Consider the following 25,694-nt stretch of genomic DNA (forward strand, 5'->3'; position numbering starts at 1 on the left):
CGTCCACCTCCGCGCGCCGCGGCGCCGCGTACGACTCCGCGTTCCTGCGCGCCTGCCGGAACGAGCCGGTGCCGCACACGCCCGTGTGGTTCATGCGCCAGGCCGGCCGCTCGCTGCCCGAGTACCTGAAGGTCCGCGAGGGCATCCCCATGCTGGAGTCCTGCATGCGGCCCGAGCTGGTCAAGGAGATCACCCTGCAGCCGGTGCGCCGGCACAAGGTCGACGCGGCGATCTTCTTCAGCGACATCGTGGTGCCGCTCAAGGCCGTCGGCATCGACGTCGACATCAAGGCCGGTGTCGGCCCGGTCATCGCCGACCCGATCCGCACCTTCGAGGACCTCCAGCGGCTGCGGCCGCTCGAACCGGACGACGTCCCCTACATCACCGAGGCCGTGGGCCTCCTGGTCGACGAACTCGGCGGGACCCCGCTGATCGGCTTCGCCGGCGCGCCGTACACGCTGGCCAGCTACCTGGTCGAGGGCGGGCCGTCCAAGAACCACGAGAACACCAAGGCCATGATGTACGGGCAGCCCGAGCTGTGGGCCGCCCTGGTGGACCGGCTCGCGGACATCACCTCGGCCTTCCTGAAGGTGCAGATCGAGGCCGGTGCCTCGGCGGTCCAGCTGTTCGACTCCTGGGTCGGTTCGCTCGCCCCGGCCGACTACCGCCGCTCGGTGATGCCGGCCAGCACCAAGGTCTTCGACGCCGTCGCCGGGTACGGCGTGCCGCGGATCCACTTCGGCGTCGGCACCGGCGAACTGCTCGGGCTGATGGGCGAGGCCGGTGCGGACGTCGTCGGCGTCGACTGGCGGGTGCCGCTGGACGTCGCCGCCGAGCGGGTCGGCCCGGGCAAGGGCCTGCAGGGCAACCTCGACCCCGCCGTGCTGTTCGCCCCGACCGGGGTCGTGGAGGCCAAGGCCCGCGAGGTGCTGGACGCCGCCCGCGCCGTCGGCAGCAGCGGCCACATCTTCAACCTCGGCCACGGCGTCATGCCGTCCATGGACCCGGACGCGCTCAGCCGTCTGGTCGCCTTCGTCCACGAGGCCAGCGCGCGCTGAGGCGCCGACGTACGGCGGTGCCGGGCGACTCCGATCGCGGAGGGCCCGGCACCGCCGTCGGTCAGCCCTCCGCGCCGGGGTCCTTCGCCGCCCACGGGTCCGGCTCCGCGGGGTCGGGTGCGGCAGCCGCCGGGCGGCGGCGCGCCCGGTAGCGGTAGGCCAGGGCCGCCGGGACGCCCAGCACCAGCAGGAACGGCGCCACCGCGGCCAAGGCCACGGACAGGCCGCGGGCGATGACCGCCAGGGCGTGCAGGCCGCCGCCGAGCGCCGAGCCGACCGCGTCACCGAAGCCCTCGGCCTCGGCCTTCGGCACCGGGGCGGGCGTCGGGGAGGCGGCCTCGCGGCGGACCTCCAGGGTGACGGTGGAGTACGAGGTCCGGGCCGACAGCTCCTTCTGCTGCTTCTGCAGGGACTCCAGGTCGGCCTCGCGGCGGCTCAGTTCCGTCTCCAGCGAGGTGACCTCGCTCAGCGACTTCGCCTGCGCCATCAGCGCCCGCACCCGGTCCACGCTCGCCTGCTGGGTCTGCACCCGGCTCGCCACGTCGGCGACCTGCTGGGTCAGGTCGTCCGCCTGGCTCTTGCGGGAGGACACCTCGCCGAGGGCGGCGAGCTGGTCCAGGGTCTGCTGGTAGACGGCCGAGGGGATCTTGAGCGTCAGCTGGCCCGCCTGGTTCGCGCCACTGCCGGCGACCGACTCGGCGCTCACGTAGCCACCGGCCGTCGTGGCCAACTCCCGCGCCCTGGCCAGCGCCTGGCCGACGTCCCCGGCGCTCAGGCTGAGCTGCGCGGTGTACGCGATCAGCCGACTGCTGTCGGCCGCCGGGGTCACCCCGGCCGCAGCGGGGGCGCCGGATGGCTGGGTGCCGGTCGCGGCCGCCGCCGCGTCCGCACCGCCCTGCCTGGCGGGGGCCACCGCCGGGTCGACCTTGGCCGATTCCCCCGCGCCGCCCGCGCTGCACCCCCCGACCAGCAGCGCCACCGCGGCCACCGCCGTCCCCAGTGCCCCGGCTCTCGTCCGTCTCCGCATTCCCGGCCCCTCCCCAACTCCGTTGACGGGTCTCCCCCTTGGACGGAAGAGCCTGCCGTACGGACCCGTCCGGGAGATCGCGACTCCATCACGGCTCGGGAGCAGGGCGAGCACGACCTACCCGGCGGTCACCTCGAACCCCGCCCGGCGCAGCAGCGCCGCCGTCACGCCGTCACCGGGCCGCAACTCCCCGGTGAACGTGCCGTCGTAGACCCGCCCGCAGCCGCAGGACGGGCTGCGCGCCATCAGCAGGGCCCGCCGTGCGCCGGCCGCCTCGGCCGCCGCGAGCGCCGCCCGGGCGCCGGCCAGGAACTCCCCGGTGCAGTCCGCCCCGGTCGCGTCCACCACCCGCGCCCGCCCGTCCAGCACGTCCGCGCCGTCCCCGCCCACGATCTCCGCCGGCGGCCGAGGCGTCGGCAGCCCGCCCGCCCCCTCCGGGCACACCACGACGGCCCGCCCCTCCTCGACCAGGCGCACGGCATCCGCTGAGGTCCTCGCCCGTCCGTCGTACCGGCAGGGGATCCCGGCCAGGCACGCGCTCACCACGATCGGTTCCATAGCACACAGCGTAGGCGGCGGTCTGTCGTGCCCTCGAACTCGCTATCTTGGGGTCATGAGCGAGCTGCCGGACTGGATGTACGCGCCCAGAGCCGAGGGTTGGTTTGCCGACGACCTCGACCACCTGCCGCAGGCACCGCGGCACACCGAACTGATCGACGGAGTCCTGGTCTTCATGATGTCCCCGCAGCGGTCGTGGCACACCCGGGTCGTGCGACGCCTGACCGACGCGCTGGAGCGGTCGGTGCCGGACGGAGTGCTGGCCGAGGGTGAGATGACGATCAAGCTCGACCGGCGCAACCGGCCGGAACCGGACGTGGTGGTCGCCACGGCGAAGTACGACCCCGACCGCACCTGGTACGCCCCGGCTGACGTACTGCTCGTCGTCGAGGTCGTCTCGCCGGAGTCCGCGCACCGGGACCGCACCGTCAAGGTCCGCAAGTACGCCGAGGCGGGCATCCCGCACTACTGGATCGTCGAGGACGAGGCCGGTCGGCCGGTCGTGCACGTCTACGAGCTGGACGGGGCGACGGGCACCTACGCCCCGGCCGGGATCTTCCGGGGCACGCTCGAACGCCCGGTGCCGTTCCCGGTCACGATCGACCTGGACGGCCTGGTACCGAGCAGCGGGCGTGCAGGGGATTGAGGCTCCGGCGTAAGGACCTGCGAGACTTCGGACCATGTCGGATGCACACGTCGTCGTCGTCGGTGGTGGGATCGCGGGGCTGGCTGCGGCCGCTTTTCTGAGCGGAGCGGCCGGAGGCGCCGCCCGGGCCCGGGTGACGGTGCTGGAGGCGTCGGGACGGTTCGGCGGGAAGCTGTGGGGCGGCGAGGTCGGCGGGGTCCGGGTGGACCTCGGGGCCGAGTCGGTGCTGGCCCGGCGGCCGGAGGCGGTGGAGCTGGCGCGGGCCGTCGGGCTGGGCGGGGAACTGGAGCCGCCGACCACCGCGAAGGCGGCGATCTGGACGCGCGGGGCGCTGCGGCCGCTGCCGGGCGGGCAGGTGATGGGCGTGCCGGGTGACCTGGAGGCGCTGGCGGCGTCCGGGGTGCTCACCGCCGAGGGCCTGGAACGGGCCCGGCACGAGCGGAGCACCGAGGTGGGGGAGGACGTCGCGATCGGCCGCTACGTTGCCGACCGGCTGGGCCGGGAGGTGGTGGACCGGCTGGTCGAACCGCTGCTGGGCGGCGTCTACGCCGGGCGCGCCGACGAGATCTCGCTGCGGGCCGCCGTGCCGCAGCTGCTGGCGATCGCCCGGGGCGGAGGTTCGCTGGTCGAGGGGGTGCACGAGCTGGCGTCCCGGCCGAAGACGGTCGGCACCCCGGTGTTCAACGGCCTGCGCGGCGGTCTCGGCACCCTGCCGCAGGCGGTCGCCGCGGCCTGCGTCGCGGCGGGCGCGGACCTGCGGACGGACGCCCCGGTGGACGAGCTGCGCCGTACCCCTGACGGCTGGCGGGTGGTGACCGGCGGCGAGGTGCTGCGCGCCGACGCCGTGGTGCTGGCCGTCCCGGCCCCGGCCGCGGCCCGGCTGCTGCGCGCGGACGCCCCGGCGGCCGCCGCCGAGCTGGACACCGTCGAGTACGCGGGCATGGCGCTGGTGACGCTGGCGTTCCGGCGCTCCGACCTGGCCGAACTCCCGAGCGGCAGCGGGTTCCTGGTGCCGCCGGTGGACGGACGGCGGATCAAGGCGTCGACCTTCTCCTCCAACAAGTGGGGCTGGCTGGAGCGTTCCGCGCCGGACGCGTTCCTGCTGCGCACCTCGCTGGGCCGGCACCGCGAGGAGGAGGCGCTGGGCCTGCCGGACGAGGAGCTGGTGGCCCGCTCGCTGGCGGACCTGGGGGAGGCGATCGGGCTGACCGCCCGGCCGTACGACACCTTCGTCTCACGGTTCGCGGCAGGCCTGCCGCAGTACCCGGTCGGTCACCCGGACAAGGTGGCCCGGGCCCGGGCGGCGGCCGAGCGGGTGGGCGGGCTGGCGCTGTGCGGCGCCGCGTACGACGGGGTGGGCATTCCGGCGTGCATCGGTTCGGCGGCGGCCGCGGCCGCCGCCGTCGACAGACTGTTGACCCCGGCGACCGGGGAAGGTTCCACGGAGAGGACAATGGGCGCATGACTGAGAGCGTTGAGCGGGAGCCGGAGCAGCGGCCCGAGAAGAAGAAGGCGCGCGACCTGAACCAGGTCATCCGCTACACCATGTGGTCGGTGTTCAAGCTCAAGGACGCCCTGCCCGAGGACCGCGCCGCCCTGGCCGCCGAGGTGGACGGGCTGTTCGAGCAGCTGGCCGCCAAGGACGTGATCGTGCGCGGCACGTACGACGTCTCCGGTCTGCGCGCGGACGCCGACATCCTGGTCTGGTGGCACGCCGAGGACTCGGACGACCTGCAGGAGGCGTACAACCGCTTCCGCCGCACCGGCCTGGGCCGTCGGCTGGAGCCGGTCTGGTCGAACATGGCGCTGCACCGCCCGGCCGAGTTCAACAAGTCGCACATCCCGGCCTTCCTCGCCGACGAGCGCGCCCGCGACTACGTCTGCGTGTACCCGTTCGTCCGCTCCTACGAGTGGTACCTGCTGCCGGACGAGGAGCGGCGCGCGATGCTCGCCGAGCACGGCAAGATGGCGCGCGGCTACCCGGACGTGCGGGCCAACACGGTGGCCTCGTTCGCGCTCGGCGACTACGAGTGGCTGCTCGCCTTCGAGGCGGACGAGCTGCACCGGATCGTGGACCTGATGCGCGACCTGCGCCCGTCCCGGGCCCGGCTGCACGTCCGCGAGGAGGTGCCGTTCTTCACCGGCCGCCGCAAGCCGCTCATCGAGCTGCTCAACGGTCTGGTCTGAGCGACCGCGGTTCCCCTGGAGGCCGGCCCCGTACGCACGGGGACCGGCCTCCCGGCGTTCCCGCGGGCGTCCCTGCCGGAGCGGCCCGGCGAATTCGCGCAGCCCGGCGGCGGTGCCGGTGCCGACCCGGCAGGAGTCCGGGGTCGCGGTGCTCGGCGGGGCCGCGTTCGTCCGTGTGCGGGAGCGTGCCCCGCTCGTCGGGGCGGGCGCAGCCGGTCTTCCGTCCCGGGGCGGGCTCAGGTGCGGTGCGGGCGCAGGGCGGCGCGCAGCCGGGCGTCGGGGAGGACGGCGGGGCCGTTCATGGCGACGGCGGTGAGCAGTTCGCGCTCCTCGTCGTCGGCGAGGCCGCGCTGGCGGGCGGGGCGGACCTCGCGCAGCACTTCCTGGCCGATCGGGGAGGCCCAGCGGGTGTAGGGGTAGACGTCGACCCGGGCCATCAGCAGGGTGCCCGAGGTGAGCACCAGCGGCAGCGAGAACCAGGCGAGCGGGGCGAGGGCGTTTCCGCCGGTGAAGCCGTTGACGGCCAGCGAGGCGGCCAGCAGGAGCAGGGAGAGCAGCAGCGCGTGGCGGACCTGCCGGACCACCACGACGGTGCTGCGCTGCACCAGTGCCGGGGTGGCGAGGCCGGCCAGTGAGAGCCGGGCGCCGATCTCCAGCACGGTGGGGTGCTCGGCCATCGCGCGGCGCAGCTCGTCCGTGCGGCACTGGCCCTCGGGGCCGACGGTGGCGATGACCGCCCGTTCCAGCCGGCTGCGGCCCCGGGGGTCGACGACGGTGGTCCAGCCGGTGTGCGCCAGGTGCAGCCGGCCCCGGCCGGCCATCAGGACGAGGGCCAGTTCGACCACCCGGTCCGGGCCGCCGGCCAGGTAGGCGGTCTCGTACAGGCCGATGCCGACGGCTTCCGGCGGGCGCAGCCCGTCCTGTTCGGCGAGGGCGTCGGCGGTGGCGGTCATCCGGACCAGCCGGAGGCAGGAGAGCACCGCCGCGACACAGGCCGGTATGAGGAACAGCAACCACATGGCCTTGTTGTATGCCTGGCCCGCCGGTGCGGGGAACGACTTCCCGGTCCGCGATACCGAACTGTGACGTCGGCCCGGGGACGGGCCGCGGCCGCGGGGGCCGCCCAGCACCCGTGCGGGGCGGCTGTCAGGAGCCGCAACCGCCGCCGCCGCAGCTCGACCCGCAGCTGGAGGACGAGCTGCAGCTGGACGAGGACCCGCAGCTGGAGGAGGACGAGCTGCAGCTGGAAGAGGACGAGCCGCAGCTGGAGGACGAGGATCCGCAGCTGCTGGACGAGGACCCGCAGCTCGACGAGCCGCAGCTGCTGCCGGAGGACCCGGAGTCGGAGGAGCCGCACCAGGAGGCGGAGCCGCCGCAGGAACTCGACGCGCAGGAGGAGGACGACGAGGACGAGGACGACGACGAGGAGGACATGAACGAGGACGAGTTCGCGGCGGCCTGCCGCATCGCCTCCTCCTCGGCCGTGGCTGCCAGCATCGCGGCTTCCAGCTCCTGGTCGTCCAGCCCGGCGGCGGCCAGTCCGCCGAGGGCGAGCGCGCCCAGCAGCGCGCCGCCCGCCAGCCTGGGCGACACGCCGGAGTGCGGCGTCCACGGCGAGCCGTCCATCAGGGTCAGCTGACGCGCCCCGGCCGGCGTGATCCGGCCCTTGACCAGCGGCGTGGCGAGCAGCGCGACGGCGCCGGCGAACAGCAGGAAGCCGGGGATCCACAGGTTGGGGCGGTCGTGGCCGGGGGCACCGTCGTCGAGCAGTTCGGAGGCCACGGCGAAGGCCACGACGACGAGCATCGCCTGCCAGAGCAGCCGGCGGGCGGTCCGGGCCCGCCGCATCCGCTCGGGGCGGCGCAGCAGGCCGCGGTCGGCGAGCCGGTCGCCGACCCGCTGGACGGCGGCGGAGCGCATCACCATCCGGCGCAGCGGGGCGATCTCGCGGCTGCCGGTGGGCCCGGCGGCCTCCTGGATCGCCTGGTCGACGGCGTCGTACGGCTTGGCACCGACGAGCGTGACGAGGCCGGAGCGGCTGATCACGACCTGCTCGCTCATGTGCATCCGGACCAGCGCGGTGTCGAACACCCGGCCCGGTCCGCCGGCCAGGAACGCGGCGTCGAGCAGCGGCAGACCGCGGCCGGGCAGGCCCTTGGCGTGCGGGACGTGGCCGATGCGCTGCCGGGCCCGGACGGCGTACAGGGTGGCGGCCGCCAGCAGGACGGCCGGGACGATGAAGTAGCTGTTGTGCCACATGGGCGGTTCCCCCGGGGTGACGATGGGTCGCTAGCCGCGCAGGGCCCGGCGCAGACGCGCCAGCGGGCCGGTCGGCCGTACGGGTGCCGGGTGGAGCCACTGCTCCAGGGCCCGGCGGTGGTCGGCGGCGAGCGGGCCGCCGTCGGTGAGCACCCACTGGGCGAAGGCCCGGGCGTCGGCGCGGTAGCCGCCGGTCTGCGGGTGGGTGCGGGCGTAGCCGAGGAAGAGCGGACCGTACCGCTCGCCGAGGAGGCGGGGCAGGTCCGGGGCGACCTTGGCGGTGGTGTCCCGCCGCTTGGCGGCGAGGCCGGTGGACTGGGCGCGGACCCGGGCCGGGTCGAAGCCGGGCGGGACGGGCCCGCCGGCGACCAGGGCGGCCAGCAGCTCCGCCTGGCGGCGGGCCAGGCGTTCCCGGGCGGCGGCGGTGTCCCGGTCGCCGGGGTGCTCCCGGTCCGTGGTGGGGTCGCTCATCGCCGGGTGCTCCCCTCCAGCACCCGGCGGATGGCGTCCAGTTCACCGGCCAGCTCGCTGGGCGGCGGGAAGTTCGCGTCCCGTTCCAGCAGGACGCCGGGGGGCGCCACCCGGGCGCAGAGCTCGGCCAGCACCTCCAGCACCGGTTCGGTGACGGGGTGGGCGTGCGTGTCGTGCCAGGTCCCGTCGACCAGGGTGCCGCCCGCGACGTGGACGTAGGCGAGCGCCTCCAGCGGCAGGCGGTCGAGTTCGGCGGCCGGGTCGACGCCGAGGTTGACCCGGTTGGTGTGCAGGTTGGCGACGTCGATCAGCAGCCGGACACCGGTGCGCCCGACCAGCTCGGCGAGGAACTCCCCCTCGGTGAACTCGTCGTCCGGCCAGGCGAGCTGGGCGGCGACGTTCTCCAGGGCGAGCGGCACCGGGAGCTGGTCCTGGGCGATCCGGACGTTCTCGGCGATCACCCGCAGCGAGTCCCGGGTCCGGGGGACGGGCAGCAGGTGGCCGGCCTCCAGGCCGCCGGCCCGGACGAAGGCCAGGTGCTCGGTGACCAGCGGGGAGCCGAGCGCCAGCGCGGTGTCGGCGAGCCGGGCGAGACGGCCGGGGTCGGGCAGGTCGGCGCCGCCGAGGCCGAGGCCGACGCCGTGCGGGACGACGGTGACGCCGCGTTCGCGCAGCACCGCCAGTGAGTCGGGCAGGTGGCCGGCGCAGACGTTCTCGGCGACCACCTCGACCCAGTCCAGGCCGGGCTGGCGTTCGACGACGGTGTCGATCTCGGGGCGCCAGCCGAGGCCGACGCCCAGGCGGGTGGGGGCGGTGTCGCCGGAGGCGGCCCGTGCGGGCAGGTCCAGGGCAGGGGAAGTCATCGGTTCGCCCCCTTCGGAGGGCTGGGGTGGGAAGGGCCGTCGGGTGGTGCGGGCGTCGTCGCCAGGACCACGCGGCCGTGTTGCTGAGGATGTCCCCGGGCGGGGTGGCTGCCAAGCCTCAACCGGTCTTCTCAGAGCATTATTTGAGCTTGCCGTCACGGTGCTGCGGGACCCCGGCCCCGGGCGGCGGACGTCCCCGCCGGAAGAACGCCCCGCCGAGGCGGAATTCGGAGGCGGCGAGGGGGCTGGAACGGCTGCGGCCAGGACCCGTCCGGCGTCGGGATCGATGACCTCTTTGACGATCCGTCGATCGCGATCGACGCGTGGCTGGGGTACGAGCGCTGTGCGGGGGAGCGCAAGGGGAGCAAGCGCCCGAAGTGACCCTCGGGACGGTGATTCTGACGTGCAGAATCGCCGCGAGGGGGGTATTTCCGGCCACGGGAGGGGACTTAACCAGGGCGTACCGTTCGTGGTCGAGTCTTCCTCCGGGGGGATGATATGGACATCCTGCTCCAGGTGCTGATCGCATCGGTTCCGGCCGTGATCGGCTTCCTCGCGGCCCGCTCCCTCGCCCGGACCAGGCTGCTCCTGCGCTACGGCTTCCTCCGGGCGCTGCTGGCGCCGTACGGCCGGGTGCAGATCATCACGCCGAGCATCGAGGTCGCGGAGTTCGCCTTCACCTCGGACGGTTGCCAGCTGACCAGCCGCGGGCCGAAGAACGTGCTGTTCATGCCGATGGCCGAGGCCAGGGCGATAGCCGAACTCACCGACCTGCTGCGCAAGGTCAACCGGAAGGCGACGATCGAGCTGGTGGTGGCGGGCGCGCAGGACCCGCGGATGCCGACCTTCTCGATCGGCGGCCCGAGCGTCAACGCGTACTCCGCCGGCGTGCTGGACGCGGTCTTCCCGGACTTCGCGATCGAGTACCCGGAGGAGGCCCGCGCCCGCTGGGGCGGAATGACCTTCGAGGCGCTGTTCAACCCGGCCGGGGAGCTGATCCGCGACCACGGCTTCGTCTTCGTGACCCGCACCCCGCGGCACGCGCCCTGTGTCGTGCTCTGCGGGGTGTTCGCCTTCGGCTCCGCGATGGCGGTGGAGGCGCTGACCACGGCGAACCGGAACTCGCCGCTGGCGGCGCTCTTCCGCTCGGGGGAGAAAGGATTCGTCGCGGTCGAGGGCCGGGTGATCGGGCTGGACACCGTGGACGTCACGGTCGAGGTCTGCCGCGCCCTGCCCGCGCCCCGGGCCGACGTCCCGTCGGGCTTCCGGGGCGAGGTGTCCGCCAGTCGTCCCGAGCAGTGAGACAATTGGTCTCGACCACGTGGTGCGAATCAGGACAGCACGGGAGAGACCGGGTCACGAACTCCTGTCGGTCGTACAGGTTTTGCCCCGCTCTTGACACATCATGGGCATAATCGCGCACATGACGATCAACCGCGCGAACGTGAGCGCGATTGCCGAGGACCTGTACGTGTGGCTCCCCCCGAAGCGGGGCTGGGGCCTGGCCAACTGCGGCCTGCTGGTCTCCGAGACGACCGCGCTCTGGATCGACACCCCCTACGACCCCTCGATGGCCGGGGAGTTCCTCGCCGCGAGCCGCCGGCTGATGCCCGCCGGGGTCGAGGTCGACCGGGTGGTCGTCACCCACGCCAACGGCGACCACCTGTGGGGCGCCGGGGTGGTGCCGGACGCCGAGGTGATCGCCACCCGCGAGGCGCTGGAGCACATTCACTGGGAGCCCACCCCGCAGCAGCAGCACGCGCTGGTCGCCGACAGCGACCCCGACTCCCCGCTCGGCGGCTACCTCAAGGAGCACTTCGGGCGCTTCGACTGGTCCGCCACCGACCCGGTCCACCCGGACACCGTCTTCACCGGCGAGCTGGAGCTGCGGATCGGCCGCTACCCCGTGCAGATCACCAGCCTGCCCGCCGCCCACACCGGCGGCGACCTGATGGTCCACCTCCCGCACCAGCGCGCGGTGTTCACCGGCGACGTGATCTTCTCCTCGACGCCCGAGCAGCCCGGCGACCACCCCTCGCACTGGGCCGGCCCGCTGGAGAACGTCATCGGCGCCTGCGAGCAGGCCCTGGCCACCGGCGCGGAGATCTTCGTCCCCGGCCACGGCCCGGTGCTCGACCGCGCGGGCGTCCGCGAGCACATCGGCTACCTGACGTACGTCCGCGACCGCGCCCACTCCCTGCACGCCGCCGGGATACCCGCCCTGGACGCCGCCCGGCGGGTGATCGCCGAGCAGCGCCACCCCGAACTCGGCCTGCCCGAGCGGCTGGTGCTCACCGTCGCGGCCGAGTACCGGCACCTGGACGGCTCGGCGACGCCGGGCGTGCTGGACGCCATGGGACAGGTCGCCCTGGTCGCCCGGGAGCTGGCCGAGGACGCCGCCGCCCGGATCCCGCGCCCGCGCACCGCCCGGAACTGACCCCGGGCCCGGAACCGGCCGCCGGAATCGACCCCGGAACCGGCCCGGGCCCCGGCCCGGAACCACCCCTGCCCGGCCCGACCCGCCCGCACCCCGAGGACTCCGATGACGCAGATCGCGCTGACCGCCCTGGCGCTGGTCGCCGCCGTGGCCACGGTCCTGCTCGCCCGCGGCCGGGCCGGGGCCATCGCCCGGGCCGCGGCCGCCGAGACCGCGCTCACCCGGGGCGAGGAGCGCGCCCGGGTCGCCGAGGGCCGCCTCGCCCGCGCCGAGCAGCAGCTGCGCGAGGCGCAGGAGACCGCGCGGCGCTCCACCGACGAGGCCCGGCGGGCCGAGGGCCGCACCCGCGCCGCCGAGGACGCCGTCCGCGAAGCCCAGGAGGCGGCCCTGGAGGCGCAGGACGCCGTCCGGGACGCCGGCCGGCAGGGCGCCGCCGCGGCCGCCCGCGCCGAGGAGGCCGACCACCGCCTCACCGCCGCCGAGGCGCGCGCCGCCGCGCTGCTCGCCGAGATCGGCCACCTCGCCCAGGAACGGGTCGCCGCCACCGCCGTACGGCTCACCCACACCAACGCCCCGCTGGTCGGCCCGCTGGCCCCGCAGACCGTCGGTCCGGAGGCCGTCCGGGCGCTGCAGTCCGTCCTCGACGCCACCGCCGCCGCCCTCGCCGACGAGCGCGAACGGGTCGACGCCGCCGCCCGCGCCGCCATGCGCGGCGCCACCTCCCGGATCCAGACCCTGCTCTACCAGATCCAGAGCCTGGTCCAGCAGCTCCAGCACGACAACGACGACCCCCGGCTGCTGGAGGTCGACTTCCGCAACGAGGTCGCGCTGCGCCGGATCCAGACCGTCGCGGTGCTCTGCGAGGCCTGGCCGGGCCTGGCCCGCACCGACTCGCCGCTCGCCGAGGTCGTCGTCGGCGCGCTGTCCCGGGTGCCCGGCTACGCCCGGATCAAGGTCGCCAACCACCTGCGCGAGCAGCGGCTCGCCGTGGTCGCCCGGGCCGCGGAGCCGATCGCCGTCACCATCGCCGAACTGCTCGCCAACGCCACGGCCTACTCCCACCCGGAGACCGACGTCCCGGTGACCGTCCAGCAGGGCGGCCGCGGCGCGCTGGTGATCGTCGACGACAGCGGCATCGGCATGGACGAGGACCAGCTGCGCCGGGCCCGCCGACTGCTCGCCGGCCCGCCGGACCTCCTGCTCACCGAGCTCGGCAACCCGCCCAAGACCGGCTTCGCGGTGATCGGCAAGCTCGCCCGCCAGTACGGCTTCGCCTGCCACATCGAGCCCTCGCCGTACGGCGGCATGCGGACCATCCTGCGCATCCCGGCCGGGCTGGTGACCGTCGTCGACGACGAGCAGCCGCTGTCGGTGCTCACCCCGCTGCCGCTGCGGGCGGGTTCCGGGCCCGTCCTCGCGCCCGCCGTCGCCGCGGTACCGCCGATGCGCGACACCGACGAGCAGGACGGCCCGCAGCTCGCCGACCGCCACAACCAGCCCGGACCGCACCCGGCACCCGCCATCCACGTGGTGCCCGACCCGGGCGCGGGCGGTGCGGACGCCGCGAACGCCGCCGGCCCGGCAGGCGTCCCGGGCTCACCGGGCTCACCGGGCTCACCGGGCTTCCCGCCCCTCCCGGGCCGTCCGGCCTCCTCGGGCGGCCCCGACGCCTCGGGTACCCCGGACTTCCCGGACTCCCCGGCGGACGACGGCACCGGCCTGCCCACCCGGCGGCGCCGCCGCCCGCTGGCCGCCGAGGAGACCGGTGCGCCCACCGCCGCCGCCTCCGCCTCCGCCTCCGCCACCACCCCGGTACCCGGCCGCACCCCCGAGCGGGCCGCCGCCCACTGGCAGGCGCTGCAGCGGGGCACCGACTCCGGCCGCGCCGCCGTCGCCGAGGCCGCCCGCGGGAGCGCCGCGACCGGGGCCGGCACGAGCCCCGCCCGCAGCACCGGAACCGGAACCAGCACGCCCACCATCCCCGGCGACACCACCGCCGACCTCCCCACCGGTGACCACGCCACCGGCCCGACGACCTTAGAAGGAGCCGAGCAGTGAGCAGCTCGCCCAGCCCGACCGCCACCGACGAGATCTCGTGGGTGCTGACCCCGCTGCTGGAGCTGCCGGGGGTGCTGCACGCGGTCATCGCCACCGGGGACGGCCTGGTCGAGGGCGCCTCGGCGGGCCTGGGCCGGGCCTCCGCCGAGCGGGTCGCCGCGATGACCGCCACCGTGCACGCCTCCGCCCGCGCGTTCACCACCGCGTTCACCGACTCCGAGCGGCCCCGGCTGGCCCAGACCGTGGTGGAGTCCGACCTCGGCTACGCCATCGTGGTCCCGGCCGGGGAGAACACCTCGCTCGCCGTGTTCACCACCCCGGACGCCCAACTCGGCAACGTGTCCTACCAGATGCAGGTGCAGGTCGCCGCGCTGGGCCGCGCGCTCGCGAGCCCGTCCCGGCGACAGGACGACACAGCCCGGTCATGACCGCCGTCCCCCGCAGGCGGATGGTGCCCGCCTACCTGGCCACCGGCGGCCGCAGCCGCCCCGGCACCGAGGGCTTCGAGCGGCTGACCGTCCTGTTCGCCGACCGCGCCGAACCGCCGACCGGGCTCGAACCCGAACACCGCCGGCTCTGGGAACTGCTGCGCCCCGGCGCGCTGACCGTGGTGGAGGCCGCCGCGCACCTGCGCCTGCCGGTCAGCGCCACCGTCTTCCTCGCGGCCGATCTGGTCGAGGCGGGCTGCCTGCACGCCCGCGCGCCGATCCCGCCCGCCCAGCAGACCGACCGTTCCCTCGTCGAGAGGCTCCTCGTTGGACTCCGTGCGCTCCGGTGACCGGGCCGGCGACCCGGTCGACCAGCCCGTCGGACGGCCCGCCGACCGCTCGGCCGACCAGCCGGACCGGGTGGGCTACCTGCCCGACCGGGACCAGACCCTGATGAAGCTGGTGGTGGCCGGCCCGTTCGGCGTCGGCAAGACCACGCTCATCCGCACCCTCTCCGAGATCGCGACCCTGCACACCGAGGAGGCGATGACGGAGACCGGCCGGCCGGTGGACGACCTCGCCGGCCTGCCCGAGAAGACCACCACCACCGTCGCGGTGGACTTCGGCCGCCTCACCCTGCCCGGCAACGTCGTGCTCTACATGTTCGGCACCCCCGGCCAGCGCCGGTTCTTCCCGCTCTGGCAGGACATCGCCCGGGGCGCCCTGGGCGCCCTGGTGCTCGCCGACACCCGCCGGCTGGCCGACTCCTTCGAGATCATGGACATGGTCGAGGAGCAGGGCCTGCCGTACGCCGTCGCCGTCAACTGCTTCCCGGACGCGCCGGTCCACTCGGTCGAGGTGCTCCGCGCGCACCTGGACCTGCACCCCGCCACCCCGTTGCTGCTCTGCGACGCCCGCGAGCGCGAGGCCAGCCTGGACGCGCTGATCGCCCTGGCCGAGCACGTCCTCGACGCCCTGCCCGCCGCCGCCTCCACCGCCACCCAGGAGCGCCCGTGACCGTCGAGACCCGCCCGACCCCGATCCACGGCCCGGTCTTCGCCGCCGACCCCCAACTGGTCTACGAGCGGCTGCGCCGGCACGGCCCGGTCGCCCCGGTGGAGGTCGCGCCCGGCGTCGAGGCCCTGCTGGTCACCGACTACCAGGCCGCCCTGGACCTGCTGCGCGACAGCGACACCTTCTCCAAGGACTCCCGCGCCTGGCAGCGGACCGTGCCGCCGGACTCCCCGCTGCTGCCGGTCCTCGGCTACCGTCCGACGGCCCTGTTCAGCGACGGCGAGACGCACGCGCGCTACCGCGCGGTGATCACCGACGCCCTCGCGCTGTTCGAACCGCACCGGCTGCAGCGCCAGGTCGCCGAGACCGCCCACCGGCTGATCGACCGCTTCGCCGCGGTCGGCCGCGCCGACCTGATCGCCGAGTACGCCCGCCAGCTGCCCGCCTCCGTGCTCACCACCTGGTTCGGGGTGCCCGAGGCGCAGCACGCCGAGGTGGTCGCCGCGATCACCGGGCTGATCGAGTCCACCGCGCAGGCCGGCGCCGCGTACGGGAAGCTGCTCGCGGTCGTCACCGCCATGGTCGCCGAGCGCCGCGCGCGCCCCCGGCACGACCTCGCCTCCTGGTTCGTCACCCACCCGCTCGGACTGGACGACGACGAGGCGATCCGCCAGATCACCCTGACCATGATCGCCGGGCACGAGCCGACCACCAACCTGATCGGCAACGCCCTGCTGCGCCTGCTCACCGACGCCCGCTACGCCGGTTCGCTGTTCGGTGGCGCGATGACCGCCCACCAGGCGATCGACGAGGTGCTCTGGCACGAGCCGCCGCTGGCGAACCTCTCCGCCCACTACTCGCGCTACGACATCGTCTTCCACGGCCGCGAGATCAAGGCCGGGACCCTCCTGCTGGTCTCCTACGCGGCCGCCAACTCCCAGGCGGCGCCGCCCACCGACGACGCCGGCGCGCTGCGCAGCGGCGAGAGCGCCCACCTGGCCTGGGCGGCCGGCCCGCACGCCTGCCCGGCCCGGGACCCGGCCCTGCTGATCTCGATCACCGCGATCGAGCAGCTCGGCAGTCGGCTCAGCGACCTCGAACTGGCCGCCCCGGCCGAGGAACTGCTCTGGCGCCCGGGCCCGTTCCACCGCGCCCTGGTGCACCTCCCGGTCCGCTTCGAGCCGGTCGCCGGGTAGCGCCCGGACGGCCCGAGGGCCCGGACACCGCGGGTGGTGTCCGGGCCCTCGGTGCGGCCGCCGCTACTCGGCCGGCTTGAGCGTCAGCGAGATGCTGTTGATGCAGTAGCGCTGGTCGGTCGGCGTGCCGTAGCCCTCGCCCTCGAAGACGTGCCCCAGGTGCCCGCCGCAGCGCGCGCAGCGCACCTCCACCCGGCGCATGCCGAGCGAGGTGTCCTCGATGTACTGGACCCGGTCCTCGGCCAGCGGCGCGAAGTACGACGGCCAGCCGCAGTGGCTGTCGAACTTGGTCTCGGAGCTGAACAGCTCCGCGCCGCAGGCCCGGCAGCCGTAGACGCCGACCGTCTTGGTGTCGGTGTACTCGCCGGTGAACGGGCGCTCGGTGCCCGCCTCGCGGAGCACGTGGTACTCCTCGGGGCTGAGCTGGGCGCGCCACTCGGCGTCGGACTTCTCGATCTCGTAGCTCATCACGGCTCCCGGTCGCGGTGGACGTACGTCAGACGTTGGAGGCAACGTTCGCGAGGTGTTCGAGAATTTCGGGCCCGAGGTTGGTGACGTCGCCCGCGCCCATGGTGAGCAGCAGGTCGCCCGGGCGGGCGAGGCCTGCCAGCAGGGCGGGGGCGGCGGCGAAGGAGTGCTCGGCGGTGACCTCGGCGCCGGCCCGGCGGGCGGCGTCGATGATCAGCTCGCTGGTGACGCCCGGGATCGGGTCCTCCCGGGCCGGGTAGATGTCCAGCACCACCGAGGCGTCGGCCAGCGCCAGGGCCCGGCCCATCTCCTCGGCGAGCTGCTGGGTGCGGCTGAACAGGTGCGGCTGGAAGACCACCAGCACCCGGCCCTCGCCCTCCAGGCCCTCGCGGATCGCCTCCAGGTCGGCGGTCATCTCGGTCGGGTGGTGGGCGTAGGAGTCGATCACCTGGACGCCGGCGGCCTCGCCCTTGAGCTGCAGGCGGCGGCGCACGCCGGTGTAGGCGCCGAGCGCCTTGGCCAGGTCGGCGGCCGGGACGTCCAGCGCGACGCCGGCGGCCAGCGCGGCGACCGCGTTGTGGGCGTAGTGGCGGCCGGGCACCGAGACGGTGAAGGTCAGCTCGGTGCCGTCCAGGACGACGGTGACCTCGCTGGTCATGCCGCGGGCGACCACCGAGAGCACCCGCACGTCGGCGTCCTCGGCGGAGCCGACGGTGACCACGTTCAGGCCCTCGCGGCCGACCACCCGGGAGGTCAGCTCACGGGCGCCGTCGTGGTCGGCCGAGACCACCAGGGTGCCGCCGGGGACGATCCGGCCGACGAAGGTCTCGAAGGACTCGTAGATCTCGTCGATCGAGGCGTAGTTGGCGTGGTGGTCCAGCTCCACGTTGAGCACGATCGCCACCTCGGGCGCGTACTTGTGGAAGCTGCGGTCGCTCTCGTCGGCCTCGGCGACGAAGACCTCGCCGGTGCCGTGGTGGGCGTTGGAGCCGGGGGCGTCGAGGTCGCCGCCGATCGCGTAGGACGGGTCCAGGCCCAGCTCGCCGAGGGCGACGGCGAGCATGCTGGTGGTGGTGGTCTTGCCGTGGGTGCCGGCGACCGCGAGCGCGCGGCGGCCGCCCATCAGCGCGGCCAGCGCGTCGGAGCGGTGCACCACCGGGATGCCGCGCTCGCGGGCGGTGGCCAGCTCCGGGTTGTCGGCGCGGATCGCGCTGGAGACGACCACGCTGCTGGTGCCGTCCGGCACGTGCTCGGCGGCGTGGCCGACGTGCACGGTGGCGCCGAGGGCGCGCAGCGCGAGGACGGTCTCGGACTCCTTGGAGTCGCTGCCGGAGACGCTGGCACCGCGCACTGCGAGGATCTTCGCCAGGCCGGACATCCCGGCGCCGCCGATGCCGATGAAGTGCGGGGCGTGCAGGTCGTGCGCGGCGTCGTTCAAGGCGTGGCTCCGTACGGGCGGGGGCAGACAGGTCGGGCGGACGGTTCGGTGCGCGTCGACGGCACGGACGTCAGGGACGTCACACACGTCACGCACGTCAGAACCGTCCTCGCGGGCGGACCGCAAGGACGATTCTGCACCACCGGCGCGCGGAGCCGGGGTCCGTCGCCGGACCTCCCGCCCGCGGGCGGCGGTCCCCAGGGCTCGTCAGACAAGCCCTAGGAGTCGCTGGCGAACAGCCTCAGCACCGGGACCCCCACCTTGTGCCGGGCCTGGGAGGCCCAGTCGCGGTGGAAGAACTCCTCCACGAAGTGCGGTGAGGTGAGCACCACCACCTCGTCCGCCCGGTGCTCCTCGACGACCGCGCGCAGCCGTTCCAGGGGCTTGTCCTCGACGAGCTCGCCCACCGCCTCGGCCCCGGCCGAGCGCAGGTGGCGCAGGCTGTGCTCCAGCGACTCGGTGGCCACGGTCGGCCCGGTCTCGGACTCGTCGTGCTCGTGCCTCACCTTGTCGAGGTGGCCGAGGGCGACGTCGTCCAGTGCCCGCAGCAGCTCGTCCTGCCTTCCGCGCGGCTGCATGAGGACGACGAAGGAGACCTCCTCGTCGCTGTGGAGCGTGGTGACGAGCTCCACGTCCGCGTCGGAGAGAGCCTTTTCGATCATCAGTACCGTCTTGAACACGTGAGTCCCTTCCAGTGGCCGGCCCCCGGGCCCCGGCATCGCATAACGGCATCACGACCGGGGGGTCACGGGGTCATTCCGAACCCGGGTGACGCAGGTAGCGGGTGAAGAGGAATCCTTTCTGCTCGATCAATGAGACCAGTCGCATCCGCTGCACGTCAGGCATTTGCGCATCGTGGAGGATGCGCGGCGCGTCGCCGCCGGTGAGCAGCGGGGCCAGCGACAGGCACAGCTCGTCCAGCAGGCCCGCCGCCGCGAACTGCCCCAGCAGCCGCGGGCCGCCCTCGGTCAGCTGCCGCGTCCAGCCCCGTTCGGCCAGTGCCGCCACGCCCGCCCGCAGGTCCACCGAACCGGTGCCGGCGAGCACCAGGTCGGCCACCTCGGCGACCGCCCGGCGACGCTCCGCGGGGGCGTCCTCGGTGGTGATCACCACCGTCCTGACCAGCGGTTCCGTGAACAGCGGCGCGGTCAGGTCCAGCTGCAGCGAGCGGGTCACGACCGCGATCACCGGGGCCGGCGCCTGGCCCGCCGCCGTCCGGGCCGCCGTGAACTCCTTGCGGGCCCGGGCCGGTCGGTAGCCCTCCGCGCGGACCGTCTCCGCACCCACCAGCACCACGTCGGACAGGGCGCGCAGGACCCCGAAGATCCGCTTGTCGGCGTCGCCGGAGAGCCCTTCGGAGAGGCCGTCGAGCCGCGCCCCGCCGTCCAGGCCCGACACCATGTTGGCGCGCAGCCACGGACGGCCCCGATTCACCTGTTCGGGGTACGCGTACACGGCGGCGAGCGACTCCAGCGCGGCCGGATCGGAGACCGGCGCACCCAGCGGGCTGATCAACTGTTGCATGCCCTCAGTGTTCCACCGGGCGTCGCCCGGAGGCGGTTCGGAGGCGGCCGGGACCAGGCGTACCCTCTACTGATGTGCCCGCAGCCTCCCGCCCCGACACCGCGACCGAGTCCATAGCCACCGCTGGCGCGGCCGGCTCCCCGATCGCGCTCACCGACCGCCGCCCCGTGGTGCCCGCCGAGCGGCTGGTCGCCGAGATGGTCCCGCCGCCCCGGTTCGCGGGCGTGAGCTTCGGGTCGTACATCCCGGACCAGACCCAGCCGAGCCAGTACGAGGCCGTCCAGGTCCTGGAGCAGTTCGCGGCCACCCTCGCCGGAGGAAACGGTTCGGCACCCAAGCGCAGCTGGTTCCGCCGCTCCGCCCCCGCGCCCACCGGCCCGGCCGGGGTCTACCTCGACGGCGGCTACGGCGTCGGCAAGACCCACCTGCTCGCCTCGCTGTGGCACACGGCCCCCGGCCCCAAGGCCTTCGGCACCTTCGTCGAGCTGACCAACCTGGTCGGCGCGCTCGGCTTCCAGCAGGCGGTGCAGACCCTCTCCGGGCACACGCTGCTCTGCATCGACGAGTTCGAGCTGGACGACCCGGGCGACACCGTGCTGGTCTCGACCCTGCTCGGACGCCTGGTCGACAACGGCGTCAAGCTGTGCGCCACCTCGAACACCCTGCCCGAGAAGCTCGGCGAGGGCCGCTTCGCCGCCGCCGACTTCCTGCGCGAGATCCAGGGCCTGTCCGCGCACTTCCGGCCGATGCGGATCGACGGCCAGGACTACCGCCACCGCGGCCTGCCCGACGCCCCGCCGCCGTACTCCGACGAGGCCGTCGAGGTCGCCGCCGTCGGCACCCCCGGCGCCTCCCTGGACGACTTCGACGCCCTGCTCGCCCACCTCTCCGCCGTCCACCCCAGCCGCTACGGCGCGCTGCTGGACGACGTCACCGCCGTCTGCCTGCGCGGCGTGCACCAGGTCGACGACCAGTCCACCGCCCTGCGCCTGGTGGTGCTCGCCGACCGCATGTACGACCGCGAACTCCCCATCACCGCCTCGGGCCTGCCCTTCGACCGGGTCTTCCCGGAGGAGATGCTCCGCGGCGGCTACCGCAAGAAGTACCTGCGCGCGATCTCCCGCCTCGTCGCCCTCGCCCGGGACAGCGCCAAGTAGGCCCCTGCCCGTAACCCCGGCCCCGGTTGCGCGTTGCCCCTTGCGGAGCAAAAGGGGGACGCATGACCGGTGGCGGGCCAGGGGCGGGCTACTCGATCGAGATCGAACCCGAGGTTCGCGAGTGGCTGCGGCAGTGTTCGCTCCCCGAGTACCGTGCGGTCGAGCGCGCCGCGGACCGACTGGCCGAGGACGGCGAACTCCTGCCGTTCCCGCTCTCCAGCCACCTCGGTGGTGGGCTGCGGGAACTGCGGGTCGGCCCCATGCGGATCACGTACCGGCTCGCACCCGGGCGGAGGGCTGTGCTCTTGACGGTCTTCCGCAAGACTGGGAACCGCGAGACGGATCAGGTCGAGCGGGCGCGGCGAGCCCAGAAGGTGTGCGAGGCCGAGCACCGGCCCGCAGCCGACCATGAGGTGTGCGACCGGGAGGAGTAGCGGTGAGCAGCGGCTATCACACGCGGTGGGTCGTGCCGGCGGAGCACCGTGAGAGCGAGGAGTACCGGGCGGCCGGGCGGCGGATGGCGCTGGCCGAGGCCGTGTACGCCCGCCGGTCCGCCCTCGGCTGGAGTCAGGCCCGGCTCGCCGAGCGGGCGGGACTGGACGAGGAGGCGGTCGAGAGCATCGAGGAGAGCGGTACCGATCCGGCCCTGCCACTGATCGAGCGCCTCGCCGCCGCCTTCGACTCGGTCGTCCGCATCGACCCTGCCCGCGAGCCGGCCATGAGCTTCGAGGCGCACGCGGCCTGAGCGAACCGGCACCTCCTGTCAGTGGTGGGTCGTACGGTGGAGTCGTGCGTCCCATCACGAGTATTGAGCGGTCCGTGGCGCCCTTCGAGGTCGTCAGTCCCTTCCAGCCGAACGGCGACCAGCCGGCGGCGATCGCCGAGCTGGAGCGGCGGATCAGGGGAGGGGAGAAGGACGTCGTGCTGCTCGGTGCCACCGGCACCGGGAAGTCGGCCACCACGGCCTGGATGATCGAGAAGCTGCAGCGGCCCACCCTGGTGATGGCGCCGAACAAGACGCTGGCCGCCCAGCTGGCCAACGAGTTCCGCGAACTGCTGCCGAACAACGCGGTCGAGTACTTCGTCTCGTACTACGACTACTACCAGCCCGAGGCGTACGTCCCGCAGACGGACACCTACATCGAGAAGGACTCCTCGATCAACGAGGAGGTCGAGCGGCTGCGGCACTCGGCGACCAACTCGCTGCTCACCCGCCGGGACGTGATCGTGGTCGCGTCCGTCTCCTGCATCTACGGCCTCGGCACGCCGCAGGAGTACGTGGACCGGATGGTGCCGCTCAGGATCGGCCAGGAGATCGACCGGGACGACCTGCTGCGCCGCTTCGTGGACATCCAGTACGCCCGCAACGACGTCGCCTTCACCCGCGGCACCTTCCGGGTGCGCGGCGACACCATCGAGATCTTCCCGGTCTACGAGGAACTCGCCGTCCGGATCGAGATGTTCGGCGACGAGATCGAGGCCCTGTACACCCTGCACCCGCTCACCGGCGAGATCATCAGCCAGGACGAGTCGGTGTACGTCTTCCCCGCCTCGCACTACGTGGCCGGCCCCGAACGCATGGAGCGCGCGGTCACCGGCATCGAGAAGGAGCTGGAGGAGACGCTCGCCAGGCTGGAGAAGCAGGGCAAGCTGCTGGAGGCCCAGCGGCTGCGGATGCGCACCACGTACGACATCGAGATGCTGCGCCAGATCGGCACCTGCTCGGGCGTCGAGAACTACTCGATGCACTTCGACGGCCGCGAGCCCGGCTCCCCGCCGAACACCCTGCTCGACTACTTCCCGGAGGACTTCCTCCTGGTCATCGACGAGTCGCACGTCACCGTCCCGCAGATCGGCGCGATGTACGAGGGCGACGCCTCGCGCAAGCGCACCCTGGTCGAGCACGGCTTCCGGCTGCCGTCCGCGATGGACAACCGCCCGCTGAAGTGGGAGGAGTTCCTGGGGCGGATCGGCCAGACGGTGTACCTGTCGGCGACGCCCGGCCCGTACGAGCTGTCGCGCGGCGACGGCCAGGTCGAGCAGATCATCCGCCCGACCGGCCTGATCGACCCCGAGGTGATCGTCAAGCCGACCGAGGGCCAGATCGACGACCTGGTGCACGAGGTCCGCCGGCGGGTCGAGCGGGACGAGCGCGTGCTGGTCACCACGCTGACCAAGAAGATGGCCGAGGACCTCACCGACTACATGCTCGGCCTGGACATCCGGGTCCGGTACCTGCACAGCGACGTGGACACCCTGCGCCGGGTGGAGCTGCTGCGCGAACTGCGGGCGGGCCGGTACGACGTGCTGGTCGGCATCAACCTGCTGCGCGAGGGCCTGGACCTGCCCGAGGTGTCGCTGGTGGCGATCCTGGACGCGGACAAGGAGGGCTTCCTGCGCTCCGGCACCTCGCTGATCCAGACGATCGGCCGCGCGGCCCGCAACGTCTCCGGCCAGGTCCACATGTACGCGGACCGGATCACGCCCTCGATGGAGAAGGCGATCGACGAGACCAACCGCCGGCGGGCCGTGCAGCAGGCCTACAACAAGGAGCACGGGATCGACCCGCAGCCGCTGCGGAAGAAGATCGGCGACATCCTGGACACCCTCGCCCGCGAGGACGTGGACACCGACGAGCTGCTGTCCACCGGCTACCGCGGCCAGGGCAAGGGCAAGGCCCCGGTGCCGTCGCTGGGCGCGGAGCGCAAGCCCGCCAAGTCCCTGCCGGCCGCCGAGCTGGCGGACCTGATCCAGGAGATGACCGACCGGATGCACACGGCCGCCGCCGATCTGCAGTTCGAGGTCGCGGCCCGGCTCCGGGACGAGGTCAAGGAGCTGAAGAAGGAGTTGCGGCAGATGCGCGAGGCGGGTGTGGCGTAGCCGACCGGAGGGCGGGGTCCGGGCTTGGCCGGAATGGCACCGGTCAAGCCCGGCGGTGTCTCAGCCTTGCCACAAACGGGGAAACCCTGGGGAGGTCGGGGTGTCGCAGGGCCTAGGCTGGCCTGCGGCATCGCGCCCACGGGACGGGCGCGGGCCGTAGTAGAGGGGGGCCTCAGCCGGGGGACGGCGACGGGGTGTTCCACCGGGGAGCCGGGCGGCAGCGACCGCGTGGCCGGCAGAGAGGACAACGTCGTGTCGGTGAACCTTGCCAAGGGGCAGCGGGTCAGCCTCCAGAAGGGGGCGGGCGCGGCCCTGACCGTGGTCCGGATGGGCCTCGGCTGGCAGGCCGCCCCCAAGCGGGGCCTGTTCGGCAGCCGCACCAGGACGATCGACCTGGACGCCTCGGCGCTGCTGTACGCCGAGCGGACCCCGTCCGACGTGGTGTTCTTCCAGCACCTGGAGAGCAACGACGGCTCCGTCCGGCACACCGGGGACAACCTGGAGGGCGGCTCGGGGCACGAGGACGACGAGGCGATCCTGGTCGACCTGATGCACGTGCCGCCGCACATCACCCAGGTGGTGTTCACGGTGAGCTCCTACACCGGGCAGACCTTCGCCGAGGTGCAGCGGGCGCACTGCCGCCTGGTGGACGAGACCACCGGGCTGGAACTGGCCCGCTACGAGCTGGCGGGCGGCGGGCCGCACACCGGGCAGATCATGGCCAAGGTGGTGCGGGACGGCGACGGCGGCTGGGAGATGCAGGCGATCGGCGCCCCGGCGAAGGGGCGCACCTTCCAGGACCTGCTGCCGGCGATCGAGCCCTACCTCTGACGGTCCTTTACCTTCTTTACCTTTCTTTGCCTTCCCTGTTACTGTTGGCGGCAGCGGAGGGGAGTATTCCTCGACAGCCGACCCCGTCATCACGGGTGCCCGTCGTGGCACCCCGGGGCGCTGGCCCGATGGGCGGAAGAGACCTCCGGCAAGTGACGATGACTGTCTCGCCTACCTGCCGGAGGAGCAGTAGTGGACGTTTCCGTAACCATGTGGGTCACCACGATCGGTGTGCTGATCGCGCTGATCGTGGCCGACTTCTTCATCGGTGGCCGCAAGCCGCACGAGGTCTCGATCAAGGAGGCCGGGATCTGGACGGCCGTCTGGGTCGTGCTGGCACTGATCTTCGGCGGGTTCCTCTGGTGGCACTCCGGCGCCCAGCCGGCCGGTGAGTTCTTCGCCGGCTACATCACCGAGAAGTCGCTCAGCGTCGACAACCTCTTCGTGTTCATCCTGATCATGGGCAAGTTCGCGGTGCCGAGGATCTACCAGCAGCGCGTGCTGATGTTCGGCGTGATCATCGCGCTGGTGCTCCGGGCGGTGTTCATCGCCGGCGGTGCGGCGCTGGTCTCCCAGTTCTCGTGGGTGTTCTTCATCTTCGGCGCCTTCCTGATCTGGACGGCCTGGAAGCTGATCAAGGAGGCCCGGGCCGAGGAAGAGGAGGAGGAGTTCGAGGAGAACCGCCTGCTCAAGTCCATCACGCAGCGCTTCCCGTCGACCGACAAGTACCACGGCACCAAGCTGTTCATCCGGGAGAACGGCCGCCGGCTGATCACCCCGATGCTGATCGTGATGCTGGCGATCGGCACCACGGACGTGCTGTTCGCCCTGGACTCGATCCCGGCCATCTTCGGCCTCACCCAGGACCCGTACGTCGTCTTCACGGCCAACGCCTTCGCCCTGATGGGGCTGCGCCAGCTGTACTTCCTGATCGGCGGCCTGCTGAAGAAGCTGGTCCACCTGTCGTACGGCCTGTCGGTGATCCTCGGCTTCATCGGCGTGAAGCTGGTGCTGCACGCCGCGCACGAGGCCGGGGCGAACGTTCCGGAGATCGGCATCCCGTTCTCGCTGGGCTTCATCGTGGTGGTGCTGGCCGTCACCACGTTCACCAGCCTGCGGGCCTCGAAGAAGGCCGCTGCGGCCGAGCGCGAGCCCGAGCCCGAGAAGCTCGACGCCTGAGGCGCGGGCCCGGGG

Annotated in this window: 25 protein-coding genes and 1 pseudogene; 17 read left to right on the forward strand and 9 right to left on the reverse strand. The window is 73.6% G+C overall.

Annotated features, from left to right (window positions below; translation table 11 throughout):
* Positions 1-44 precede the first annotated feature (44 nt).
* Complete coding sequence (gene hemE / locus ACFV0O_RS10285) at positions 45-1,058, forward strand: uroporphyrinogen decarboxylase (RefSeq protein ID WP_380339136.1); 1,014 nt, start codon at positions 45-47, stop codon at positions 1,056-1,058.
* A 61-nt stretch (positions 1,059-1,119) separates the two neighbouring features.
* Here hemE and ACFV0O_RS10290 read toward each other — a convergent pair whose 3' ends face one another.
* Both ACFV0O_RS10290 and ACFV0O_RS10295 read right to left on the reverse strand, forming a co-directional pair.
* Complete coding sequence (locus ACFV0O_RS10290) at positions 1,120-2,085, reverse strand: DUF4349 domain-containing protein (RefSeq protein WP_380338995.1); 966 nt, start codon at positions 2,083-2,085, stop codon at positions 1,120-1,122.
* Between the two features lie 117 nt (positions 2,086-2,202).
* Complete coding sequence (locus ACFV0O_RS10295) at positions 2,203-2,643, reverse strand: DUF523 domain-containing protein (RefSeq protein WP_380338998.1); 441 nt, start codon at positions 2,641-2,643, stop codon at positions 2,203-2,205.
* A gap of 55 nt (positions 2,644-2,698) precedes the next feature.
* Here ACFV0O_RS10295 and ACFV0O_RS10300 point away from each other — a divergent pair, with 55 nt between their 5' ends.
* The 3 genes from ACFV0O_RS10300 to hemQ are packed head-to-tail and all read left to right on the forward strand — an operon-like array spanning position 2,699 to position 5,476.
* Complete coding sequence (locus ACFV0O_RS10300) at positions 2,699-3,289, forward strand: Uma2 family endonuclease (protein ID WP_380339000.1); 591 nt, start codon at positions 2,699-2,701, stop codon at positions 3,287-3,289.
* 34 nt (positions 3,290-3,323) lie between these two features.
* Positions 3,324-4,754 (forward strand): protoporphyrinogen oxidase, encoded by a 1,431-nt coding sequence (hemG, locus tag ACFV0O_RS10305; protein ID WP_380339002.1) that lies wholly within the window; start codon positions 3,324-3,326, stop codon positions 4,752-4,754.
* A complete protein-coding gene (gene hemQ, locus ACFV0O_RS10310; protein ID WP_360255937.1) occupies positions 4,751-5,476 on the forward strand; it encodes a hydrogen peroxide-dependent heme synthase in 726 nt (241 codons plus the stop codon). Before hemG ends, hemQ begins: the two co-directional genes overlap by 4 nt.
* A gap of 236 nt (positions 5,477-5,712) precedes the next feature.
* Here hemQ and ACFV0O_RS10315 read toward each other — a convergent pair whose 3' ends face one another.
* From ACFV0O_RS10315 to ACFV0O_RS10325, 3 genes and pseudogenes are all read right to left on the reverse strand, one after another.
* Positions 5,713-6,495: a TIGR04222 domain-containing membrane protein gene (locus ACFV0O_RS10315; RefSeq protein WP_380339005.1), complete on the reverse strand. Its 783-nt coding sequence runs from the start codon at positions 6,493-6,495 to the stop codon at positions 5,713-5,715.
* A gap of 127 nt (positions 6,496-6,622) precedes the next feature.
* The gene (locus ACFV0O_RS10320; protein WP_380339008.1) at positions 6,623-7,735 is read right to left on the reverse strand and encodes a TIGR04222 domain-containing membrane protein; all 1,113 of its coding nucleotides are present in this window, start codon (positions 7,733-7,735) and stop codon (positions 6,623-6,625) included.
* A 30-nt stretch (positions 7,736-7,765) separates the two neighbouring features.
* Positions 7,766-9,069, reverse strand: a pseudogene (locus ACFV0O_RS10325) (DUF692 domain-containing protein).
* Between the two features lie 498 nt (positions 9,070-9,567).
* On the opposite strand from ACFV0O_RS10325, the gene ACFV0O_RS10330 reads away from it, so the two are divergent.
* From ACFV0O_RS10330 to ACFV0O_RS10360, 7 genes are all read left to right on the forward strand, one after another.
* Positions 9,568-10,371, forward strand: coding sequence for a hypothetical protein (locus tag ACFV0O_RS10330; RefSeq protein WP_380339011.1), 804 nt, complete (start codon positions 9,568-9,570; stop codon positions 10,369-10,371).
* Between the two features lie 121 nt (positions 10,372-10,492).
* Complete coding sequence (locus ACFV0O_RS10335) at positions 10,493-11,506, forward strand: MBL fold metallo-hydrolase (RefSeq protein ID WP_380339014.1); 1,014 nt, start codon at positions 10,493-10,495, stop codon at positions 11,504-11,506.
* Positions 11,507-11,611: 105 nt separating this feature from the next.
* Positions 11,612-13,564, forward strand: coding sequence for an ATP-binding protein (locus ACFV0O_RS10340; protein ID WP_380339017.1), 1,953 nt, complete (start codon positions 11,612-11,614; stop codon positions 13,562-13,564).
* Positions 13,561-13,992 (forward strand): roadblock/LC7 domain-containing protein, encoded by a 432-nt coding sequence (locus tag ACFV0O_RS10345; RefSeq protein WP_360255923.1) that lies wholly within the window; start codon positions 13,561-13,563, stop codon positions 13,990-13,992. Before ACFV0O_RS10340 ends, ACFV0O_RS10345 begins: the two co-directional genes overlap by 4 nt.
* Positions 13,989-14,342, forward strand: a complete 354-nt coding sequence (locus tag ACFV0O_RS10350; RefSeq protein WP_380339021.1) for a DUF742 domain-containing protein — start codon at positions 13,989-13,991, stop codon at positions 14,340-14,342. Before ACFV0O_RS10345 ends, ACFV0O_RS10350 begins: the two co-directional genes overlap by 4 nt.
* A gap of 103 nt (positions 14,343-14,445) precedes the next feature.
* Positions 14,446-15,009, forward strand: a complete 564-nt coding sequence (locus tag ACFV0O_RS10355; protein ID WP_380339139.1) for an ATP/GTP-binding protein — start codon at positions 14,446-14,448, stop codon at positions 15,007-15,009.
* A complete protein-coding gene (locus ACFV0O_RS10360; RefSeq protein ID WP_380339023.1) occupies positions 15,006-16,202 on the forward strand; it encodes a cytochrome P450 in 1,197 nt (398 codons plus the stop codon). Before ACFV0O_RS10355 ends, ACFV0O_RS10360 begins: the two co-directional genes overlap by 4 nt.
* A gap of 63 nt (positions 16,203-16,265) precedes the next feature.
* Here ACFV0O_RS10360 and msrB read toward each other — a convergent pair whose 3' ends face one another.
* The 4 genes from msrB to ACFV0O_RS10380 form a co-directional block, all read right to left on the reverse strand.
* Positions 16,266-16,670: a peptide-methionine (R)-S-oxide reductase MsrB gene (gene msrB, locus ACFV0O_RS10365; protein ID WP_380339026.1), complete on the reverse strand. Its 405-nt coding sequence runs from the start codon at positions 16,668-16,670 to the stop codon at positions 16,266-16,268.
* A gap of 28 nt (positions 16,671-16,698) precedes the next feature.
* Positions 16,699-18,108, reverse strand: a complete 1,410-nt coding sequence (gene murC / locus ACFV0O_RS10370) for a UDP-N-acetylmuramate--L-alanine ligase (protein WP_380339029.1) — start codon at positions 18,106-18,108, stop codon at positions 16,699-16,701.
* A 218-nt stretch (positions 18,109-18,326) separates the two neighbouring features.
* Positions 18,327-18,788 (reverse strand): indole-3-glycerol phosphate synthase, encoded by a 462-nt coding sequence (locus tag ACFV0O_RS10375; RefSeq protein ID WP_360255912.1) that lies wholly within the window; start codon positions 18,786-18,788, stop codon positions 18,327-18,329.
* Between the two features lie 73 nt (positions 18,789-18,861).
* Positions 18,862-19,632 carry a pyrimidine reductase family protein gene (locus tag ACFV0O_RS10380; RefSeq protein ID WP_380339032.1) on the reverse strand — a complete coding sequence of 257 codons (771 nt, stop codon included), beginning with the start codon at positions 19,630-19,632 and terminating at the stop codon, positions 18,862-18,864.
* Positions 19,633-19,745: 113 nt separating this feature from the next.
* Here ACFV0O_RS10380 and zapE point away from each other — a divergent pair, with 113 nt between their 5' ends.
* From zapE to ACFV0O_RS10410, 6 genes are all read left to right on the forward strand, one after another.
* The gene (zapE, locus tag ACFV0O_RS10385) at positions 19,746-20,789 is read left to right on the forward strand and encodes a cell division protein ZapE (protein ID WP_380339142.1); all 1,044 of its coding nucleotides are present in this window, start codon (positions 19,746-19,748) and stop codon (positions 20,787-20,789) included.
* 62 nt (positions 20,790-20,851) lie between these two features.
* Entirely contained in the window at positions 20,852-21,223 is a 372-nt protein-coding gene (locus ACFV0O_RS10390; RefSeq protein ID WP_380339034.1) for a type II toxin-antitoxin system RelE/ParE family toxin, read from the forward strand.
* Between the two features lie 2 nt (positions 21,224-21,225).
* Positions 21,226-21,534 (forward strand): helix-turn-helix domain-containing protein, encoded by a 309-nt coding sequence (locus tag ACFV0O_RS10395; protein ID WP_380339037.1) that lies wholly within the window; start codon positions 21,226-21,228, stop codon positions 21,532-21,534.
* A gap of 44 nt (positions 21,535-21,578) precedes the next feature.
* A complete protein-coding gene (gene uvrB / locus ACFV0O_RS10400) occupies positions 21,579-23,669 on the forward strand; it encodes an excinuclease ABC subunit UvrB (RefSeq protein WP_380339040.1) in 2,091 nt (696 codons plus the stop codon).
* Between the two features lie 252 nt (positions 23,670-23,921).
* Complete coding sequence (locus ACFV0O_RS10405) at positions 23,922-24,500, forward strand: TerD family protein (RefSeq protein ID WP_380339043.1); 579 nt, start codon at positions 23,922-23,924, stop codon at positions 24,498-24,500.
* 192 nt (positions 24,501-24,692) lie between these two features.
* Positions 24,693-25,679, forward strand: a complete 987-nt coding sequence (locus tag ACFV0O_RS10410; RefSeq protein WP_380339046.1) for a TerC family protein — start codon at positions 24,693-24,695, stop codon at positions 25,677-25,679.
* The last annotated feature ends 15 nt before the right edge of the window (positions 25,680-25,694 follow it).

It is taken from the genome of Kitasatospora sp. NPDC059577, assembly GCF_042735475.1.
GTDB lineage: Bacteria > Actinomycetota > Actinomycetes > Streptomycetales > Streptomycetaceae > Kitasatospora.

Bases quoted from the DNA above. Each gene is read 5' to 3' on its own strand.
- ACFV0O_RS10330 (WP_380339011.1), top strand. From the start codon at position 9,568: ATGGACATCCTGCTCCAGGTGCTGATCGCATCGGTTCCGGCCGTGATC.
- ACFV0O_RS10355 (WP_380339139.1), top strand. From the start codon at position 14,446: ATGAAGCTGGTGGTGGCCGGCCCGTTCGGCGTCGGCAAGACCACGCTC.
- ACFV0O_RS10300 (WP_380339000.1), top strand. From the start codon at position 2,699: ATGAGCGAGCTGCCGGACTGGATGTACGCGCCCAGAGCCGAGGGTTGG.
- ACFV0O_RS10340 (WP_380339017.1), top strand. From the start codon at position 11,612: ATGACGCAGATCGCGCTGACCGCCCTGGCGCTGGTCGCCGCCGTGGCC.
- ACFV0O_RS10390 (WP_380339034.1), top strand. From the start codon at position 20,852: ATGACCGGTGGCGGGCCAGGGGCGGGCTACTCGATCGAGATCGAACCC.
- ACFV0O_RS10290 (WP_380338995.1), bottom strand. From the start codon at position 2,085: ATGCGGAGACGGACGAGAGCCGGGGCACTGGGGACGGCGGTGGCCGCG.
- ACFV0O_RS10350 (WP_380339021.1), top strand. From the start codon at position 13,989: ATGACCGCCGTCCCCCGCAGGCGGATGGTGCCCGCCTACCTGGCCACC.
- ACFV0O_RS10380 (WP_380339032.1), bottom strand. From the start codon at position 19,632: ATGCAACAGTTGATCAGCCCGCTGGGTGCGCCGGTCTCCGATCCGGCC.
- ACFV0O_RS10320 (WP_380339008.1), bottom strand. From the start codon at position 7,735: ATGTGGCACAACAGCTACTTCATCGTCCCGGCCGTCCTGCTGGCGGCC.
- ACFV0O_RS10335 (WP_380339014.1), top strand. From the start codon at position 10,493: ATGACGATCAACCGCGCGAACGTGAGCGCGATTGCCGAGGACCTGTAC.
- ACFV0O_RS10295 (WP_380338998.1), bottom strand. From the start codon at position 2,643: ATGGAACCGATCGTGGTGAGCGCGTGCCTGGCCGGGATCCCCTGCCGG.
- ACFV0O_RS10315 (WP_380339005.1), bottom strand. From the start codon at position 6,495: ATGTGGTTGCTGTTCCTCATACCGGCCTGTGTCGCGGCGGTGCTCTCC.
- hemQ (WP_360255937.1), top strand. From the start codon at position 4,751: ATGACTGAGAGCGTTGAGCGGGAGCCGGAGCAGCGGCCCGAGAAGAAG.
- hemG (WP_380339002.1), top strand. From the start codon at position 3,324: ATGTCGGATGCACACGTCGTCGTCGTCGGTGGTGGGATCGCGGGGCTG.
- msrB (WP_380339026.1), bottom strand. From the start codon at position 16,670: ATGAGCTACGAGATCGAGAAGTCCGACGCCGAGTGGCGCGCCCAGCTC.